The following is a 15,370-nucleotide window of genomic DNA, read 5'->3' on the forward strand; positions in this document are numbered from 1 at the left end:
GCCGCCGGGGGAGGCGACGGGCGCCACCGCGGGCAACTCCCGCACGGGACGCGCCGGTCGGGTCAGGCGGAGGCGAAGAGCCCGGTCGCCGCCGCCGACGCGAACGCGCGCCAGGCATCGGCGGAGAACCGCAGTTGCGGGCCCTGCGGGTCCTTCGAGTCGCGCACCGCGACCGCCCCGGCGGTCGGACCGGCGATCTCCACACAGGCGCCCTGGCCGCCGCTGTAACTGCTCTTGCGCCAGCGGGTGCCGTGCTCGGGGGAAGTGCTCATCGGTGGTATTCCTCTTCAATCTGGGCTATCAGCGTCCGGCTCTCCGCGACCCCGAGCGCCGCCGCCCTCAGGTAGTCGTAGAGACCGGTATAACGACGGACGTCCGTCTCTTTCTCGAGGTAGAGATCGCTCGTCACACCTTCGAAGTAGACGACCGTGGAATCGGCTGACTCGGGGAACTCCAGCAGGGAGAATGTCCCGGTCATGCCGGGGTGGGCGCCGTGCGAGAACGGGATCACCTGGATGGTGATGTTCTTGCGCTGGCTCAGCTCCAGCATGTGCTTCAGCTGCTGGGCCATCACCTCGCGGCTGCCGACCTCGCGGCGCAGCACCGCCTCGTCGACCACCGTCCACAGGCTGCCGAGCTGGTTCTCGCCGTTGACGCGCTCCTGGCGCTTCATCCGCACCTGCACCCGGCGCTGGACGGCGAACGCGTCGGTGTCCGGCTGGGTGCCCTCGACGACGGCGTGCGCGTACTGCTCGGTCTGCAGCAGGCCGGGGACGAAGGAGGACTCGTAGGCGCGGATCGAGGAGGCCTCGGCCTCCAGCCCGATGTAGACGCTGTAGGGGGTCGGCATGTCGTTGAAGTCGTGCCACCAGCCGCGCTGGCGCGACTCCTTGGCCATGTCCATCAGGCTGGAGCGCATCTGCTCGTCGGTCACGTTGTACACGTCGCAGAGGTCGCGGACGTCCCGCTGGCTGATGCTGCGGCGGCCGTTCTCCAGCCGACTGATCTTCGACTGGGAGACCATCAGCCGGCCGGCGACCTCCTCCGCCGTCATCCCGAGGCCCTCGCGGAGCCTGCGCAGCTCCGAACCGAGGCGCCGGCGGCGCACGGTGGGATTGATGTTCGCGGACACGTCGACCTCCGGCCGTACCTCTGGTGAACGTGGGAACGGCAGCCCTCGGAACACTTCGGACATTGGGACCAACCCCCCTGACTCGGAGCAGCATGTCACCTTGGGCCAGGTCGGCGCCCGGGAATCCCAGTAGCGCGGGGGGACGAACCATCGGAAAAGCGCTTCTGTGAGACAGCGGGTGCTCCCAGCTGGTAATGCGGCTCGGTGGCATCGGACCAGTGTTGCTACCTGCATGCTGTACCCCGGCGGCGGCGCGCTTGCCCCTGGCACGTGCGCGGGCCGACGTCCCGACGGACCTCCGGACGGACCGGGGGGAGCGGCGGCACGGCGTCGGCGCGGCGCCGGGACGGCGTCGGGGACGGCGGAGGGGCGGTCGCCGGGCGACTTGCGTCGCGGGCGACCGCCCCTCGGTGCGGTTCGCGGTGCTGCGTGGTGCTGGGGTGGAACCGGTTGCACGAGGGGGCGTTGAGCCTCCTCGGACGGCGCGGACGGGCTGCCGGGCGCCGCCGCGCGCGCCCCGTCCGGTGCGACCGGACCCGGTCCGGCCGGCGGGCCGGCGCAGTGGCGCGCCGGCGGACTGGCTGACTAGCGGACGCCGACCCGGGTGGCGGTGACCCGCCTGCCGGTGCTCCGGCCCGCCGCGCGGGCGCCGGAGCGGCCGGAGCCGGTCCCGGAACCCTGGGGTGAACGGTTCTGCTGGGTCGGCAGGCCGTTCTGCACGTCCATCACGGCGTGCGCGACCATCCCGCCCAACGGGTCGTAGCGGATCAGGTCGCGCAGCCGCGACCGTGAGGACCTGCCCTCGTTGCCCGGGTACAGGTGCTTGCCCAGGCCCACCGAGTGGGCCAGGGCCGCCAGTGCGGCCGTCCGCGGGTCCGGCGGCACGCCGGTGCGGATCGCGGTGTCCAGCCGCTGCTTGATCGCGGCGTTGGTGCAGTCGTCGGACGCCTGGTACCGGGTCGTCGGCAGGACGCCGCACACCTGGCCCGGCACGGCCGTGACCATGCCGCAGCGCTCCAGGTGCGCCAGGTAGGTCTGCCGCAGGCCCAGTCGCGGCCCGCCGATCCAGTGCGCCGCGCGGACCGGACTGCCGCGCCGGCGCAGCAGTTCCAGTGCGTGGTCGAGGGTCGGGTCACCGGTCGGCCGTGCGAGCACGACGGCGATCCGGTCACCCTCCGGTACGATCCGTCCGGCCAGGGACAGCTCGACGAGCTGCGCCCCGGCGAGTCCGAGGTCGAGGGTCTGCGGCTGCGCCGTGGTACCCGTGGTCGGGTCCAAGGCGAGCAGCAAGAGTTCCTCAGGAACAGTTCTGCGGCTCTTGCCCATCCAAGCCTCCCCGCGTGGATGAGAGACAGAGTGACGCCTCTCACACGGGCTTGTCGAGTACGCCTCCGAATCGTGACCTTGCGGTGAAGGCGCGGAACCGGTGGCCGCGGGCACGGCGTCTGACCGGTGAACAGGCCGCGGCGCGGCCGCGCGCGGACGATAAGCGCCGGTCGGGCGGGGTGTGCGCGGCCGGATCGGCCCTCGGTGGCGGAGACTGTACAGGTACACGGGGCGGGGCGTCGGCTTCCCGAAATCGGGTTCGCCGGTGCCCCGCCGGGCGTTGAGGAGGCTGGGATACGTGGGCGAGTCCCCCGACAGGGTGCTGAGGGACGGCGAGCGGGAGCGCGAGGGCGAACGGGACGGCGCCGGCGCGGCGGCCGTCGACACGCCCGCGAAGGCACCGGACCCGAAGGCTTCCGAGGCTGCCGACCCGAAGCCGTCCGGCGCGAAGGCCGCTGACGCGAAGGCCGCTGGCGCGAAGGCCGCCGACTCCGCGGAGCCTTCCGCCGGAGGGACCGGGGGCGGCTCGACCGTGCAGCTGCGTGTCCAGGATGCGGACGAGCGGACGGCGATGCTGCGGCTGCCCGTCGACAACCGGACCACCTCGCTCAGGCTGCCGGTGGACAACCGGACCACCGCGTTGCGGCTGCCGGCGGAGCTGCTGAAGCCCGCCGATGAGGAGACTTCCGCCGACGACGCGTCCGACGTGTCCGAGGCCTCCGAGACGTCCGAGGCGTCCGGGTCGGCGCCCCGGGCCGCGGGGGAGGAGCCGGGGAAGGCCGCGGAGAAGCCGTCCGGTGCCGACCCGCGTCTCGCCATCCGGACCAGCGCGCCGGTCGCCGAGCCGGAGGCCGAAGAGGACGCCGAGGATGCGGATGGCGGCGAGCCCGACACCGAGGACGCGCCCGCCGAGCCCGTCGCCCCCGTCGTGCTGACCAAGACCGGGCAGCCTGGTCAGCGCACCGGCGGTGCCGGGAAGCTGGAGAAGCCGGAGCCGCTGCGTCCGGCCGCCGTCCCCGCGGCGCTGCCGTCCGCCGCCGGGGCCGTCCCCGCCGGGACGGTTCCCGAGCCGCCGGAGCCCGGGCCGCTGCCGGAGCCGGAACCCGCGCCGAAGCCGCTGCCGAAGCCGGCCCCCGAGCCCGCGCCGAAGCCCGGCCCGGCCCCCACCCCGCTGCCCGAGCCCGACCCGCGCCCGGTGCCGCCCGTCCCGCCGCTGCCGGCGCCCGAGCCGCTGCCCTCGCCGGAGAACACCGCCGAGGCGATGGAGGTGCTGGCCACCCTCAACTCCCGTCCGGTGTCGCCGCTGCGCCGCGCGCTCAAGCGGATCACCATCTGGACGGTGTTCCTGGCCGTGGTGCTCGGCGCCGTCGTGGTGGCCCAGCTGCTGCGCCCGCTGCCGGACGCCAAGGTGCGGATGACGGCCGCCGGGAGCTACAGCTTCGCCGGGAACCCGCTGGACCTCGCCTGGCCGGCCAAGGGCCAGTCCGCGGCCGAGGTGGTCGGCGTCGGCAGCCTCGGCAGCTCGGGCCAGGAGACGCCGGCCTCGATCGCCAGCGTCACCAAGGTGATGAACGCCTACCTGATCCTGCAGAAGTGGCCCCTGAAGAAGGGGGACGCGGGCCAGAAGTTCACCGTCGACAAGCAGGCCGCGCAGGAGTCCGGCAACAGCGACGAGTCCCGGGTCACCCTGACCGAGGGCCAGGTGCTCACCGAGTACCAGGCGCTGGAGCTGCTGATGCTGCCCTCGGCCAACAACGTGGCCCGGCTGCTCGCCCGCCAGCACTCCGGCTCCGAGGAGGCGTTCGTCAAGCTGATGAACGAGACCGCGGCCAAGCTCGGCATGACCAACACCACCTACGCCGACCCGGCGGGCTTCAACGCGGAGACCAAGTCCACCGCCAAGGACCAGCTGAAGCTGGCCGAGCAGGTCATGCAGGACGAGATCTTCCGGCAGATCGTCTCCACCCCGGAGACCAACTTCAACAACACGAAGATCCTCAACACCAACAACCTGATCAACCCGAAGACCGGCGTGATCGGCGTCAAGACCGGCTCCAGCACCCCGGCCGGCGGCTGCCTGATGTGGGCCGCCTACAAGGACATCGGCGGCGTGAAGCGGCTGATCCTCGGCGTCACCCTCGGCCAGCAGGCCACCTCCTCCGCCCCGGGCGACGGCATCCTGCCGACCGTGCTGAAGGTCAGCGGCAAGCAGATCCAGGCCGCGCAGAACGGCCTGAACGGCCAGACCGTGGTGAAGAAGGGCGACGTCGTCGGCACGGTGGACGACGGCCTCGGCGGCAAGGTCCCGGTCGTCGCGACCAAGGACCTCGTCGTGGCGGGCTTCCCCGGCATCTCCGGCACCGTCACCCTGGACGCGGGCAAGCTCGGCCACCAGGAGAAGGCCGGCAAGGTGGTCGGCTCGCTGCGGGTCGGCTCGGGCGACGACAAGGTGGAGGTCCCGGTGGCCCTCCAGGCGGACCTCGACCCGCCGTCCATCCAGTCCCGGCTGCTCCGCACCCTCTAAGGCCTGAGCGACTGCAACGCGACGTGCCGCCGTCCCGGACCACCGGGCGGCGGCACGTCGCGTTTCAGCCGATCAACGGGCGTGCGGTTGCGGCCCGTTGTCGAGCGGCGCCTTGTCGAGCGGGACCGCTTCGACCGGCGGCACGGCCGGGCCGCCCTCCGCCTCCGGGTCGCCCTGCTCGATCCGGCCCAGCAGCCGGGCGACGGCGTCGGTGCGCTCGCGCAGCACCGCGACGCGGGCCGCCCGCTCGGCCTCGACGGGCTGCTCGGCGGGCAGCACCGGGATGCCGCGCTGCCGGGCCGTCGCGATCAGGCTCTCCGCGGCCGGGCCGACGACGACCAGGGCGGCGGCCGCGAAGGACCCGGCGTCCAGGGTGTGCTGGCGGCCGAGCAGGCCGCCGCGGTGGACGATCCGGGCCGGCACGGTCAGTTCGTCCAGGCGCTGCTCGACCGAGCCGCGTTCGAGGGCGGCGAGGACGACGGTGGCCAGCGCCTCCCCGGCCTTGGTGACGGCCCACTTGCGGCCGGGCACCGGCGGGAGGAACTCGCGGATCCGGTCCACGTCCCGTTCCAGCGAGCTGGTCGTCAGCACCTCGAAGGCGTTGCGGGTGCGGATCTCGACGACCTTGTCCCAGTCGATCTCCTGGCCGTCGAAGCCGACCTTCTCCGGCCCCAGGTGCACCGCGCCGTAGTCGTCGAGGAGCCCGAGCAGCTTGTGTGCCACCGCCGGTGTGCGGGGGTGGCGGCCGAGCAGCGTGCCCACCGAGAGCTTCCACGGCTCGACGGCGGGGACGGCCGGCGGGGCGACGGAGGTGAGGGCCGAGAGCGCCCACCGCCCGCCCGCCGCCGAGCGCCCGGCCCGCAGCACCGCGCGCCGTCCGGCGTCACCCAGTTCCGCCGCCGCTCCCACCAGCCGTCCCAGCCCGCCCGTCAGACCGCCTGTCAGCCCGCCCGTGCTCAACCGCCCGCCCCTCTCGCCGTGTCCGCTGTTCGCTGTTCGCTGTTCGCTGTCCGCTGTTCGCTGTCCGCTGTGCGCAGGCCCGCCATGCTACGGACCCGGCCCGGGTCAGCGGTCGGGGGCCAGCAGGTCGACGAGCTGGCCCAGGTTCTCCTCGAACAGCGGCTCCGGGTCGGCCATGGCGAAGTCGAGGTGACCGAACACCTCCAGGGCGATGAGCCCGTAGAGGCGGGTCCAGGCCTGGACGAAGCGGTGCAGGACGGGCAGCGGCAGGTCCTCGGTGAGGTGTTCGCGCAGGTCGTCGAACTGGGACCACCAGGCGGGGACGGTCCCCGTGGCGGGCTCGGCCGGGATCGCGCCCTCGCGCCACAGTTGCTCCAGCAGTCCCACGAAGACCTGCCCGAACCGCCAGCCCGCGTCGTGCGCCGGGTCCTCGGGGGCGGTCCCCGCGTCGGGGACGGGCTTGCCGAAGAGCAGGGTGAACTCGCTGCGGTGGCCGAGCGCCCAGTGGCGCAGGGCGCGGGCGGCGGCGGTGAACCGGTCGGCGGTGGGCGCGTCGGGGCGGGCGTCGCGGGCGGCTTCGAGCCCGGCGGCGAGGTCGCGGTAGAGGTCGGTGACGACGGCCTGGACCAGGGCACGGTGGTCGGGGAAGTACCGGCAGACGCCGGGCGCGGTCATGCCGACCTCGCGGGCGGTGGCGCGCAGGGTCAGCGCGGTCGGTCCGTCCTCGGCCAGCAGGTGCCGGGCGGCCCGCAGGATCTCCGCCGCGGTCTGCTCGCGCCGCAGCTCGCGGCGGCTGGGCGGCTGGTCGGGCATCCCGTCTCCCCTTGACTTTGTTAACACCGTCAGCATTAGCTTACACCGTTAGCACTTCTGGGCCGGCGCGGGACCCTCCCGCGCCTCCTCGGCCTGCCCGCACACGAAGGGACCCGCGGATGTACATGGTCATGCTCGGCTACTCGATCTCGCCGCAGTGGCTCGCCCTGCCCCGCACCGAGCGGCAGCGGCTCAAGGCCGCCCACCTCGCGCCGCTGATCGAGAAGTACGCGGACCGGGTGCGCGCCCGCTTCTTCGACGCCGAGGCCTTCTACACCCGGTTCAGCGACTTCGCGCTGTTCGAGACCGACGACCTGACGGCCTACTACCACCTGGTCGAGGAACTGCGCGACACCCCGCTGGTCGGCCAGGGCTACCTGACCTTCAAGGACGTCGTGCTCGGCATCGAGGACGGCCACGAGCACTTCGAACGCACCCTCGCCGCCTGAGCCCGCCCGATGCGCGGCCCGCCCGATGCCCGGCCTGCCCGGGCCCGGCGGATCGCCGCCCGCCCGGGTGGGTAGGGTCTCCCCAGCGCGAGGTGACGGAGGATCGGGGGCGGACGTGGGCGAGCAGCGGCGGGACCACGGCGCGCTGGAGGCCGAGGTGATGGCCGTCCTGTGGGCCGAGGGCCGGCCGATGACGGCCGGGCAGGTCCACGAGGCGCTGGGCGCCGCGGACCTGCACCCCAAGACGGTGCTCACGGTGCTCGGCCGGCTGCACACCAAGGGCCTGCTCGGCCGGGAGCGGACCGGCCGGGCGCACGCCTACGCGCCGAACCGGGGCCCGGCCGACGAGGTCGCCTCGCAGATGAACCAGGCGCTCGTCCGCGGCGCCGACCGCCTGGCGGTCCTGCAGCACTTCGTCGCCGGGCTCGACCCGGCGGACGAGCAGGCCCTGCGCGACCTGCTCGACACCCGGGACTGACCGAGCCGAGCGAGGAACCGACCGTGTACTTCACCGTCTACCTGGTGATCCTCGCCCCGGTCGCGCTGGCCGCGCTCGGGCCGGCGGTGTCGCGCCACCTCGCGCCCGCCGCCGCCGTGCGGGTGCTCACCGCCCTGCTGGCCGCCGCCGCCGCGGCCACCTGCTGGGGGCTGTTCGCGCTCGCCGCCGCCGGTCTGGCCAACCTCCCGCGGCCGCACGGGCGGTGGGGCGGCGACGGGCGGGCGCTGGCGGTGGCCGACCCGGTGCCGTGGGGGCTCGGCGTGCTGGCCGCGGCCCTCCTTGCCGTGGTCGCGGTGCGCCTGCTGACCGGGTGGCGGCGGCACGCGGCCCGGCGGCGGGCGCTCGGCGCGGTGCGCTCGGCCCCGGCCGCCGGGGACCTGCTGGTGCTGCCCGACGACCGGGCCGACGCCTACGCGCTGCCCGGCCGGCCGGGCCGGGTCGTGGTGACGGCCGGGCTGCTGCGCGCCCTCTCGGCGGAGGAGCGCGCCGTGCTGCTCGCCCACGAGCGCGCCCACCTGGCCTGCCGTCACGACCGCTACGCGGCGCTCGCGCAGGCCGCGGTGCTGGTCAATCCGCTGTTCGGGAGGCTGCGCGACGAGGTCGGGTACGGCGTCGAGCGCTGGGCCGACGAGCTCGCCGCGGAGGCGGTCGGCTCCCGCCGCCTCGCCGTCCGCTCGCTCGCCCGGGCGGCGCTGGCTGGCGCCTGCCGACCGGCCGGGCCGCCCGTCCTGGCCTATCTGCGGCACCGGATCGCGGACCGCGCGGCCGCGCTGCAGGGGGAGCGGCCGGTGAACCGCTGGCACCGGGTCTGGCCGGCCGCCGGCGCGCTGCTCGTGGTCGGCGCGGCTTCGGCGGACCTCGGTGTGGCCTTCGCGCGCTGCCTCGGCGCCGTCCTTTCCTCCTAGGACGTCCCGGTCCGGGTGCCTTCGTCCCCGGCGCCGCCACCGGCGGTTTGGTCGCACATCTTGTGCGATGTCATGTCCGGGGCCACACTTCCGAGTTGCGGACCACGCGCGTGCGTCCGCGTGCGCCCGAGCCGCACGCGCCGACCCGGGCGGGGAGGCCGTTCCGTTCTGCGTTAACTGTCTTAACTGACGTGGTTTTAACCATTCGTGACGTTTGACCCCCTTCCGTCGCCCGCCCCCGACCGGCGAAGCTTCGGACGGATTTCCGCCGGGAACCGCGCGACCGCGCGACCCCGCCCATGGGGAGGACCCACCATCGTGCCCAACAGGCAACGTCGACGGCTGCTGCTGCCCGCCGTCACCCTGACCGTGCTCGGACTGACCACCACCCAGGCCCTCGCCGCGCCTGCCGGGACGCCCAAGCCGGGCTCGCGCCAGGCCCAGCACCTCGCCGAGGTCGGGCAGCAGCACGCCCGCAAGGTCCAGGGCTCCGGCACCACCGCCGCTCCGCACGCCGCCTTCACCGCCCAGGCCGAGACCGCGGGCGACGGCGGCTCCGACGAGGCGGAGAACTCCGCCGAGGGCGTCGCGCAGTACACCGAGGCCCGCACCGCGCCCGGCGTCGTCGCCCCCGGCGCGTACGGCGCCGCCTGGTCGGCCCTGCAGTCCATGCCGCACACCGAGGGCGACTGGAAGCACGTCACCAAGCAGCCCTACAACGGGGACGACCCGCGCTACCGCGACGTCAACTCCAACTCCAGCGGCGGCGCCGGCTTCGTCACCGGCCGGATCACCGGCATCGCGGCCGACAGCGACGGCTACGTCTACGCGGGCGGCGCCAACGGCGGCGTGTTCCGCTCCCGCACCGGCGGCGGCAACTGGGAGCCGATCGCGGACAAGCTGCCCACGCTGTCCACCGGCACCCTGGGCCTCGACGGCGCCGGCCGCCTCTGGTACGCCACCGGCGAGTCCAACACCGGCGCCACCTCGTACGTCGGCACCGGCGTGTACGTGCTCGCCGACCCGAAGCACGGCACCTTCAAGCCCGGCGACCGCATCGGCGGCAACGAGCTGGAGTCCACGATCATCCACGCGCTGCGCTTCGGCGGCGGCAAGGTGTGGGCGGCCACCAGCCGCGGCGTCTGGAGCCACTCCGCCACCGACCTGACCGGCCCGTGGGTGCTGGAGTTCGCGCCCAACCCGGACTACCTGCCGGGCGGTTCGAAGGCCTCGGACCCGAGCGCGCCGTACAAGAACATTGCCAACGACATCGCGATCGACCCCAAGGACCCGTCCAAGGTCGTCCTGGCGGTCGGCTGGCGCGGCGGCGACACCTACAACGGCTTCTACAGCAAGGCCGCGGACGGCAGTTGGCAGCGGGTGGCCTCGCTCGGCGACCTGCCGACCGACGCCGCGAACGTTGGCAACGTCACCTTCGCCCGCTCGGCGGACGGCTCGCGCTACTACGCGATCGACCAGTCGCCGGACGTCATGGCGCACGACCCGGACACCGGCCTCAAGGGCGTCTACGTCTCCAAGTCCGGTTCCCCGTTCGGCCCGTGGACCCGGATCGCGGACAAGGACAAGCTGAAGAACTCCGGCTCCGCGCTCCAGGACCCGGGCTACCAGCCCGGCATCCAGGCCTGGTACAACCAGTCCCTGCAGGTCGACCCGGCCAACCCGGACCACGTCTACATGGGCCTGGAGGAGGTCTTCGAGACCACCGACGGCGGCGCCGACTGGTCGACCGTCGGCCCGTACTGGAACAACGGCTTCCCCTGCTGGAGCATCGACCCGACCAAGCAGACCGGCGACTGCTCGCCGACCACCCACTCCGACCAGCACGCCGTCGCCTTCGGCAGCTACCAGGGCAAGTCGAACGTCTACGTCGGCAACGACGGCGGCATCTACACCCGCCCGACCAACGGCCGGCTCGACCAGTGGGGCCACGGCAAGGACTGGAAGTCCCTCGCGGACGGCACCATCGACACCCTGCAGTACTACTCGGTCGGCGTCGGCAAGGACCCGGCGGACCGCTCCGGCAAGGGCGTCATCGTCAGCGGCGGCCTGCAGGACAACGGCGAGTCGATCCTGCGCGCCCACGACAAGGTGATGGGATCGAACTTCGGCGGCGACGGCGCCGACACCCTGGTCGACCCGGCCAACGGCTGCAACATCGCCGAGGAGTACGTCTACCTCGACATGTGGGTCACCCAGAACTGCGCCGTCAACGACGGCAGCTGGACGAAGGACCCGAGCAAGGCCACCTCCTTCGAGGTCGCGCCGCCCGACAAGGACACCAGCTCGGCCCGCTTCATCGCGCCGATCACCGCCGACCCGAAGGACGGCAACACCTGGGTCGCCGGCGGCCGGCACGTCTGGGTGCAGCACAAGGGCTATGCGATCCGCAGCGGCAGCGAGTGGACCTCCGCGTACGACCTCGGCGCGGGCCACGTCGCCACCGCCGTCGCCACCGTCAACGGCACCGTGTACGCGGGCTGGTGCGGCCCCTGCAACAACCAGGGCTTCAGCCGCGGCATCGCGGTCGGCAAGACCGACGGCACCGGGTGGCACCAGCTGAACCTGCCCGTCGACGGCACCCTGCCCAACCGCTACATCTCCTCCTTCGCCGTCGACGAGAAGGACGCCCAGCACGTCTTCGTCGCCTTCAACGGCTTCTCGCGGACCTGGACCGAGGGCCCCGGCGCCGGCATCGGCCACCTCTTCGAGACCCACGACGGCGGCGCGACCTGGACCGACGTCTCGGCCAACCTGCCCGACGTCCCCGCCACCTCGGTCAAGCTCCTGCCGAACGGCGGCCTCGCCCTCGGCAGCGACCTCGCCGCGTTCTACCGCGCCCCGGGCGAGAGCCGGTTCTCGGTCCTCGGCAAGGGCCTGCCCACCACCTCGGTGCAGCAGCTGAAGCTCGGCCCGGACGGCAAGCTCTACGCCGCCACCTTCGGGCGCGGCATCTGGGCGATCAACCCGCGCGCGCTCTCCGGTGACGACGACAGCCAGGGCGACGACAACCAGGGCTGACCGTTCCCACCCGCGACGACACCGGTGCCCGGCCCGCTCACCCCGAGCGGGCCGGGCACCGGCGCGTCCGGCCTCCTCGGCCTCCCCGGCTCCGCCCCCGGCCGACCCCGACGACCCCGTCGACCTCCAGCACCGCCCCCGCCCCGTCCCCGCCCACCCCTGAGCCCGCAAGATCACCGGTCAACCACCCCCGAGCCGCCCGACCCGCTACACTGAGCCCTCGGTGGCCACCTCCGGGCCGGCCACCCGGGGCCCGCGAGCGGACCCCCGCCTCAGTAGCTCAGGGGATAGAGCACGGCTCTCCTAAAGCCGGTGTCGCAGGTTCGATTCCTGTCTGGGGCACAACCGAGAACGCGACGAAGGCCCAGGTCAGCGGGATGATCCCGCCGACCCGGGCCTTCGCCGTTCCGGGCCGCCGGCCTCCCGCCGGCCCTCCGCCGGCCCTCCGGCGGTCAGCCCAGGACGTGCCGGGCGCGCGGCGCGGCGGGGGCGGCGCCGTAGACGACGAAGTCGGCGAGCAGGGTCTCGGACTCGCGGGCGGCGCGCAGGACCTGCGGGTCGAGGTCCACCAGGACGACCTCGCGCCGGTCGGCGCTCGCCTCCGCGATCAGCCGCCCGTCCGGGCCCCACACCGCGCTGGCGCCACAGGTGCGCCAGGCGCCGGTGGTGCCGATGTGGTTGGCGAGCAGCGCGTAGACGGTGTTGTCGAACGCCCGGGCCGGGAACCAGATCCGCGACTCGTGGTGGCCGTGACCGACGCTGAACAGGGCGCCGACCAGGTAGGCGTGGCAGCCGTCGAGCGCGGCCGCCCGGGCGTGCTCGGGGAAGCCGGAGTCGTAGCAGATGCCGAGGCCGAGCCGCCAGCCGTCCAGTTCCACGGTGCAGCCGGTCGTCCCGGGGCGGTAGTAGGCCTGCTCGGACTTGAACAGGAACTGCTTGTCGTAGCGGGTGACCAGGGTGCCGTCCGGGCCGAACACCAGGGCGGAGATCCGCAGTTCGTCCTCGTCCGTCCGGCACGCGGCGCCGACGACCGCGGCCGCCCCCGTCTCCCGGCAGGCCTCGGCGATCGGTGCCAGCCGCGGATCGCCGGGCTGGACGGCGTACTTCACCGGATCCGAGGTGATCAGCTCGGGCTCGTAGCCGGAGAGGAACTTCTCGGTGAAGAGCACCAGGCGGGCTCCGCCGGCGGCCGCTTCGCGGATCAGCGCCGCGGCCTCGGCGACGTTGGCGGCGATGTCCCCGGCCACGACCTCGGCCTGGACGGTGGCGATCCGCAACGGGCGTGCGGGGTGAGGCGCTTGGGAGACGGCGGCGGGCTGTGCGGCTTCCGGGGTGATGGGCATGCCCGGCAGGCTACCGGGCCTGCCAGGACCCCTGCTGACCGGCCGTCTCGTCGATCCGGTCGGCGGCCGCGTCCGGTGACTCGGTGTCCGCCACCGGCTGGACGGGCGGCGCGAGGACGCGCTGGACCCGGGGCCTGGTACGCCACTTGACCCTCCGTACGTCGCGGGCCAGCGCGCCCGGGCGCCACAGCTCGGTCGCGGTGGTGACGGCGCCGATCACCATCCCGGCGGCCAGCCAGCCGGCCAGCACGTCGCTGGGCCAGTGCACCCCGAGGGCGACCCTGGTCCAGCCGATGGTCAGCACCGTGGCGCCGGCCACCGCGACGGCGGCGGTCCGTCCGCGTCGGCCGACCCGATACCAGAGCAGCCCGACCAGGACGGCGCAGGTGATCGCCGAGGCCATCGCGTGCCCGGAGGGGAAGGCGGGGCCGCCGGCGTGCGAGACCGGGTCGGAGAACTCCGGCCGCCGCCGGTCGACGGCCAGCTTCAGGGCCCACTGGGCGCCCCAGCCGACCAGCGTCTGGGCGGCCACCCAGCCGGCCAGCACCCGGGCGCCGATCAGCCAGAGCCAGCCGGCGGCGATGCCGAGCAGAACACGCATGGTGACGGTGCCGCCGATGTCGGAGAGCGTCTGCACCGAGGCGGTCCAGATCCGGTGGTCCCGGGCGTGCAGGTGCAGTTCGCCGACCCACTGCTGGTCGAACCGGACGAGCGGGTGCCAGTGGCCGGTCACCAGGGCCGTCAGGAGCCCGAAGGCCCCGGCACATCCCAGCGCGACTCCCGCGTCCCGGAGGAGACGACGGTGACGCGCGGTGACGGACGCCCAGCGGTTGGTCAGGTGCATGCCTGACACCTTCCCAGTGTCCTGTGCCGATCGGGACCTGGAGTGATAGCGATTCGGCATCGTTTCTGGGGAGGACCTGCGTGCGCCGGGGTGTGCGCGTGGGCGCGAGCGCGGGTGGGAGCCGGGGGCGCACGGGAACGTCCGCGAACCACCGGGGGTTGACCGGATGGGGTGGCGGCGGCATGACGGCCGGGTGAACCCGGTGTGCGGGAAACGGTCGCCGCGATGGCACGGGAGGTGCCCGACCGGTCACCGAGCGTCCATGACCGGGGTGAAAACCAGCAGGATACTGCATCATCGGGAAGAATCTGAGTGACTTGGGAATGTTGTCCGGATTCTGTTCGTTGGATCGTTACGTGTGAGGCCCGGTGGGGCCCGCACTTCTTGCCCTCGGGGGCAGGCAGGCAGAGCTCGGCAACACCAGTCAAAGGGAGCAAGCATGGCCACCCGTGCCGTCGTTCGCGACAGGGCCGACCGGACTCGCGCGGCCCGCCCGACCAACCTCGAAGCCGACCGCGACCTGGTGGGCATGTACCTCGACGAGATCGCCAGGACGCCCCTGCTCGATGCCGCCGAGGAGGTCGAGCTCTCGCTGCGGATCGAGGCCGGCGTGTACGCCCAGCACCTGCTGGACGAGGACGAGCTGCCGAAGGGCGTCACCCGCGAGGAGCTGGAGGCGATAGCCGCCGACGCCGAGCGGGCCAAGGACGTCTTCATCCGCTCGAACCTCCGCCTCGTGGTCGCCGTCGCCCGCCGCTACCCGCGCAGCGGTCTCCCGCTGCTCGACCTCATCCAGGAGGGCAATGCGGGCCTGGTGCGCGCGGTCGAGAAGTTCGACTACGCGAAGGGCTTCAAGTTCTCCACGTACGCGACGTGGTGGATCCGCCAGGCGATCACCCGCTCGATCGCCGACCAGTCCCGCACGATCCGGCTGCCCGTGCACCTGGTGGAGGAGCTGGGCCGGATCCGCCGCGTCCAGCGGGAGAAGTCCAAGGAGCTGGGCCGCGAGGCCGAGCCGGCCGAGATCGCGGCCGAGCTGGACACCACCGAGGCCCGGATAAAGGACGTGCTGGACTGGGCGCGCGACCCGGTCAGCCTCAACATGTCCGTCGACGACGAGGGCGAGACCCAGTTCGGCGACCTGGTCGAGGACACCGGGGCGACGTCCCCCGAGGACGCCGTGATGGTCATGCTCCGCCGCGAGGAGCTGGACGACCTCATCGGGCGGCTGGACGACCGCACGGCCTCGATCATCCGCTCCCGCTACGGGATGGAGGACGGCCGCGAGCGCACCCTCACCGAGGTGGGCAAGCAGCACGGCCTCACCCGCGAGCGGATCCGGCAGATCGAGAAGCACGCGCTGGCCGAGCTGAAGAAGATTGCCGACCACGCGGGCTTCGAAGCCGCCTGACCAGGGCGGGTGCGAATCCCCCTGGCCCCGGGCCCGGGTGCGGAGCGCTCCGCACCCGGGCCCGCGCCGTGCGGCGGTGCTCGTAGGCTGGTGGGATCAGGCCCGGCGGGATCGGCAGGGCGGGA

At 73.5% G+C, this 15,370-nt stretch carries 13 protein-coding genes and 1 tRNA gene; 7 read left to right on the forward strand and 7 right to left on the reverse strand.

Annotated features, from left to right (window positions below; translation table 11 throughout):
- Nucleotides 1–62: 62 nt before the first annotated feature.
- The 3 genes from VM95_RS14100 to VM95_RS14110 all read right to left on the reverse strand — a co-directional run bounded on the left by VM95_RS14100 (nt 63) and on the right by VM95_RS14110 (nt 2,458).
- Complete coding sequence (locus VM95_RS14100; RefSeq protein WP_045696341.1) at nt 63–272, reverse strand: DUF397 domain-containing protein; 210 nt, start codon at nt 270–272, stop codon at nt 63–65.
- Complete coding sequence (locus VM95_RS14105; RefSeq protein ID WP_045696343.1) at nt 269–1,132, reverse strand: helix-turn-helix domain-containing protein; 864 nt, start codon at nt 1,130–1,132, stop codon at nt 269–271. The genes VM95_RS14100 and VM95_RS14105 overlap by 4 nt, the downstream gene beginning before the upstream one ends.
- Before the next feature lie 585 nt (nt 1,133–1,717).
- Nucleotides 1,718–2,458, reverse strand: coding sequence for a GOLPH3/VPS74 family protein (locus tag VM95_RS14110; RefSeq protein ID WP_045696345.1), 741 nt, complete (start codon nt 2,456–2,458; stop codon nt 1,718–1,720).
- Nucleotides 2,459–2,756: 298 nt separating this feature from the next.
- Here VM95_RS14110 and VM95_RS14115 point away from each other — a divergent pair, with 298 nt between their 5' ends.
- Nucleotides 2,757–4,982 (forward strand): serine hydrolase, encoded by a 2,226-nt coding sequence (locus VM95_RS14115; protein ID WP_045696347.1) that lies wholly within the window; start codon nt 2,757–2,759, stop codon nt 4,980–4,982.
- A gap of 72 nt (nt 4,983–5,054) precedes the next feature.
- On the opposite strand, the gene VM95_RS14120 is transcribed toward VM95_RS14115, so the two are convergent.
- Nucleotides 5,055–5,891 (reverse strand): hypothetical protein, encoded by an 837-nt coding sequence (locus VM95_RS14120; protein ID WP_045696349.1) that lies wholly within the window; start codon nt 5,889–5,891, stop codon nt 5,055–5,057.
- 156 nt (nt 5,892–6,047) lie between these two features.
- Nucleotides 6,048–6,755: a TetR/AcrR family transcriptional regulator gene (locus VM95_RS14125; protein ID WP_045696352.1), complete on the reverse strand. Its 708-nt coding sequence runs from the start codon at nt 6,753–6,755 to the stop codon at nt 6,048–6,050.
- 119 nt (nt 6,756–6,874) lie between these two features.
- Here VM95_RS14125 and VM95_RS14130 point away from each other — a divergent pair, with 119 nt between their 5' ends.
- From VM95_RS14130 to VM95_RS14150, 5 genes are all read left to right on the forward strand, one after another.
- The gene (locus tag VM95_RS14130; RefSeq protein ID WP_045696355.1) at nt 6,875–7,204 is read left to right on the forward strand and encodes a darcynin family protein; all 330 of its coding nucleotides are present in this window, start codon (nt 6,875–6,877) and stop codon (nt 7,202–7,204) included.
- Between the two features lie 115 nt (nt 7,205–7,319).
- Nucleotides 7,320–7,682: a BlaI/MecI/CopY family transcriptional regulator gene (locus tag VM95_RS14135; protein WP_045696357.1), complete on the forward strand. Its 363-nt coding sequence runs from the start codon at nt 7,320–7,322 to the stop codon at nt 7,680–7,682.
- A 23-nt stretch (nt 7,683–7,705) separates the two neighbouring features.
- Nucleotides 7,706–8,608 (forward strand): M48 family metalloprotease, encoded by a 903-nt coding sequence (locus VM95_RS14140; protein ID WP_045696359.1) that lies wholly within the window; start codon nt 7,706–7,708, stop codon nt 8,606–8,608.
- 318 nt (nt 8,609–8,926) lie between these two features.
- Nucleotides 8,927–11,647: a ligand-binding sensor domain-containing protein gene (locus tag VM95_RS14145; RefSeq protein ID WP_425265306.1), complete on the forward strand. Its 2,721-nt coding sequence runs from the start codon at nt 8,927–8,929 to the stop codon at nt 11,645–11,647.
- 269 nt (nt 11,648–11,916) lie between these two features.
- Nucleotides 11,917–11,989: transfer RNA gene (locus VM95_RS14150), tRNA-Arg, on the forward strand.
- 110 nt (nt 11,990–12,099) lie between these two features.
- On the opposite strand, the gene VM95_RS14155 is transcribed toward VM95_RS14150, so the two are convergent.
- Both VM95_RS14155 and VM95_RS14160 read right to left on the reverse strand, forming a co-directional pair.
- Nucleotides 12,100–12,990, reverse strand: a complete 891-nt coding sequence (locus VM95_RS14155) for a carbon-nitrogen hydrolase family protein (protein WP_045696361.1) — start codon at nt 12,988–12,990, stop codon at nt 12,100–12,102.
- 10 nt (nt 12,991–13,000) lie between these two features.
- Complete coding sequence (locus VM95_RS14160; protein WP_052707364.1) at nt 13,001–13,834, reverse strand: phosphatase PAP2 family protein; 834 nt, start codon at nt 13,832–13,834, stop codon at nt 13,001–13,003.
- A 439-nt stretch (nt 13,835–14,273) separates the two neighbouring features.
- Between VM95_RS14160 and VM95_RS14165 the strand changes: the two genes are divergently transcribed.
- Nucleotides 14,274–15,245 (forward strand): sigma-70 family RNA polymerase sigma factor, encoded by a 972-nt coding sequence (locus tag VM95_RS14165; protein ID WP_045696363.1) that lies wholly within the window; start codon nt 14,274–14,276, stop codon nt 15,243–15,245.
- Nucleotides 15,246–15,370: the final 125 nt, after the last annotated feature.

The sequence above is a fragment of the Streptomyces rubellomurinus genome (genome assembly GCF_000961885.1).
In the GTDB taxonomy this organism is placed as follows: domain Bacteria; phylum Actinomycetota; class Actinomycetes; order Streptomycetales; family Streptomycetaceae; genus Kitasatospora; species Kitasatospora rubellomurina.

Coding starts and splice junctions, on each gene's coding strand:
- VM95_RS14130 (WP_045696355.1), top strand. CDS start 6,875: ATGTACATGGTCATGCTCGGCTACTCGATCTCGCCGCAGTGGCTCGCC.
- VM95_RS14110 (WP_045696345.1), bottom strand. CDS start 2,458: ATGGGCAAGAGCCGCAGAACTGTTCCTGAGGAACTCTTGCTGCTCGCC.
- VM95_RS14160 (WP_052707364.1), bottom strand. CDS start 13,834: ATGCACCTGACCAACCGCTGGGCGTCCGTCACCGCGCGTCACCGTCGT.
- VM95_RS14155 (WP_045696361.1), bottom strand. CDS start 12,990: ATGCCCATCACCCCGGAAGCCGCACAGCCCGCCGCCGTCTCCCAAGCG.
- VM95_RS14125 (WP_045696352.1), bottom strand. CDS start 6,755: ATGCCCGACCAGCCGCCCAGCCGCCGCGAGCTGCGGCGCGAGCAGACC.
- VM95_RS14165 (WP_045696363.1), top strand. CDS start 14,274: ATGGCCACCCGTGCCGTCGTTCGCGACAGGGCCGACCGGACTCGCGCG.
- VM95_RS14100 (WP_045696341.1), bottom strand. CDS start 272: ATGAGCACTTCCCCCGAGCACGGCACCCGCTGGCGCAAGAGCAGTTAC.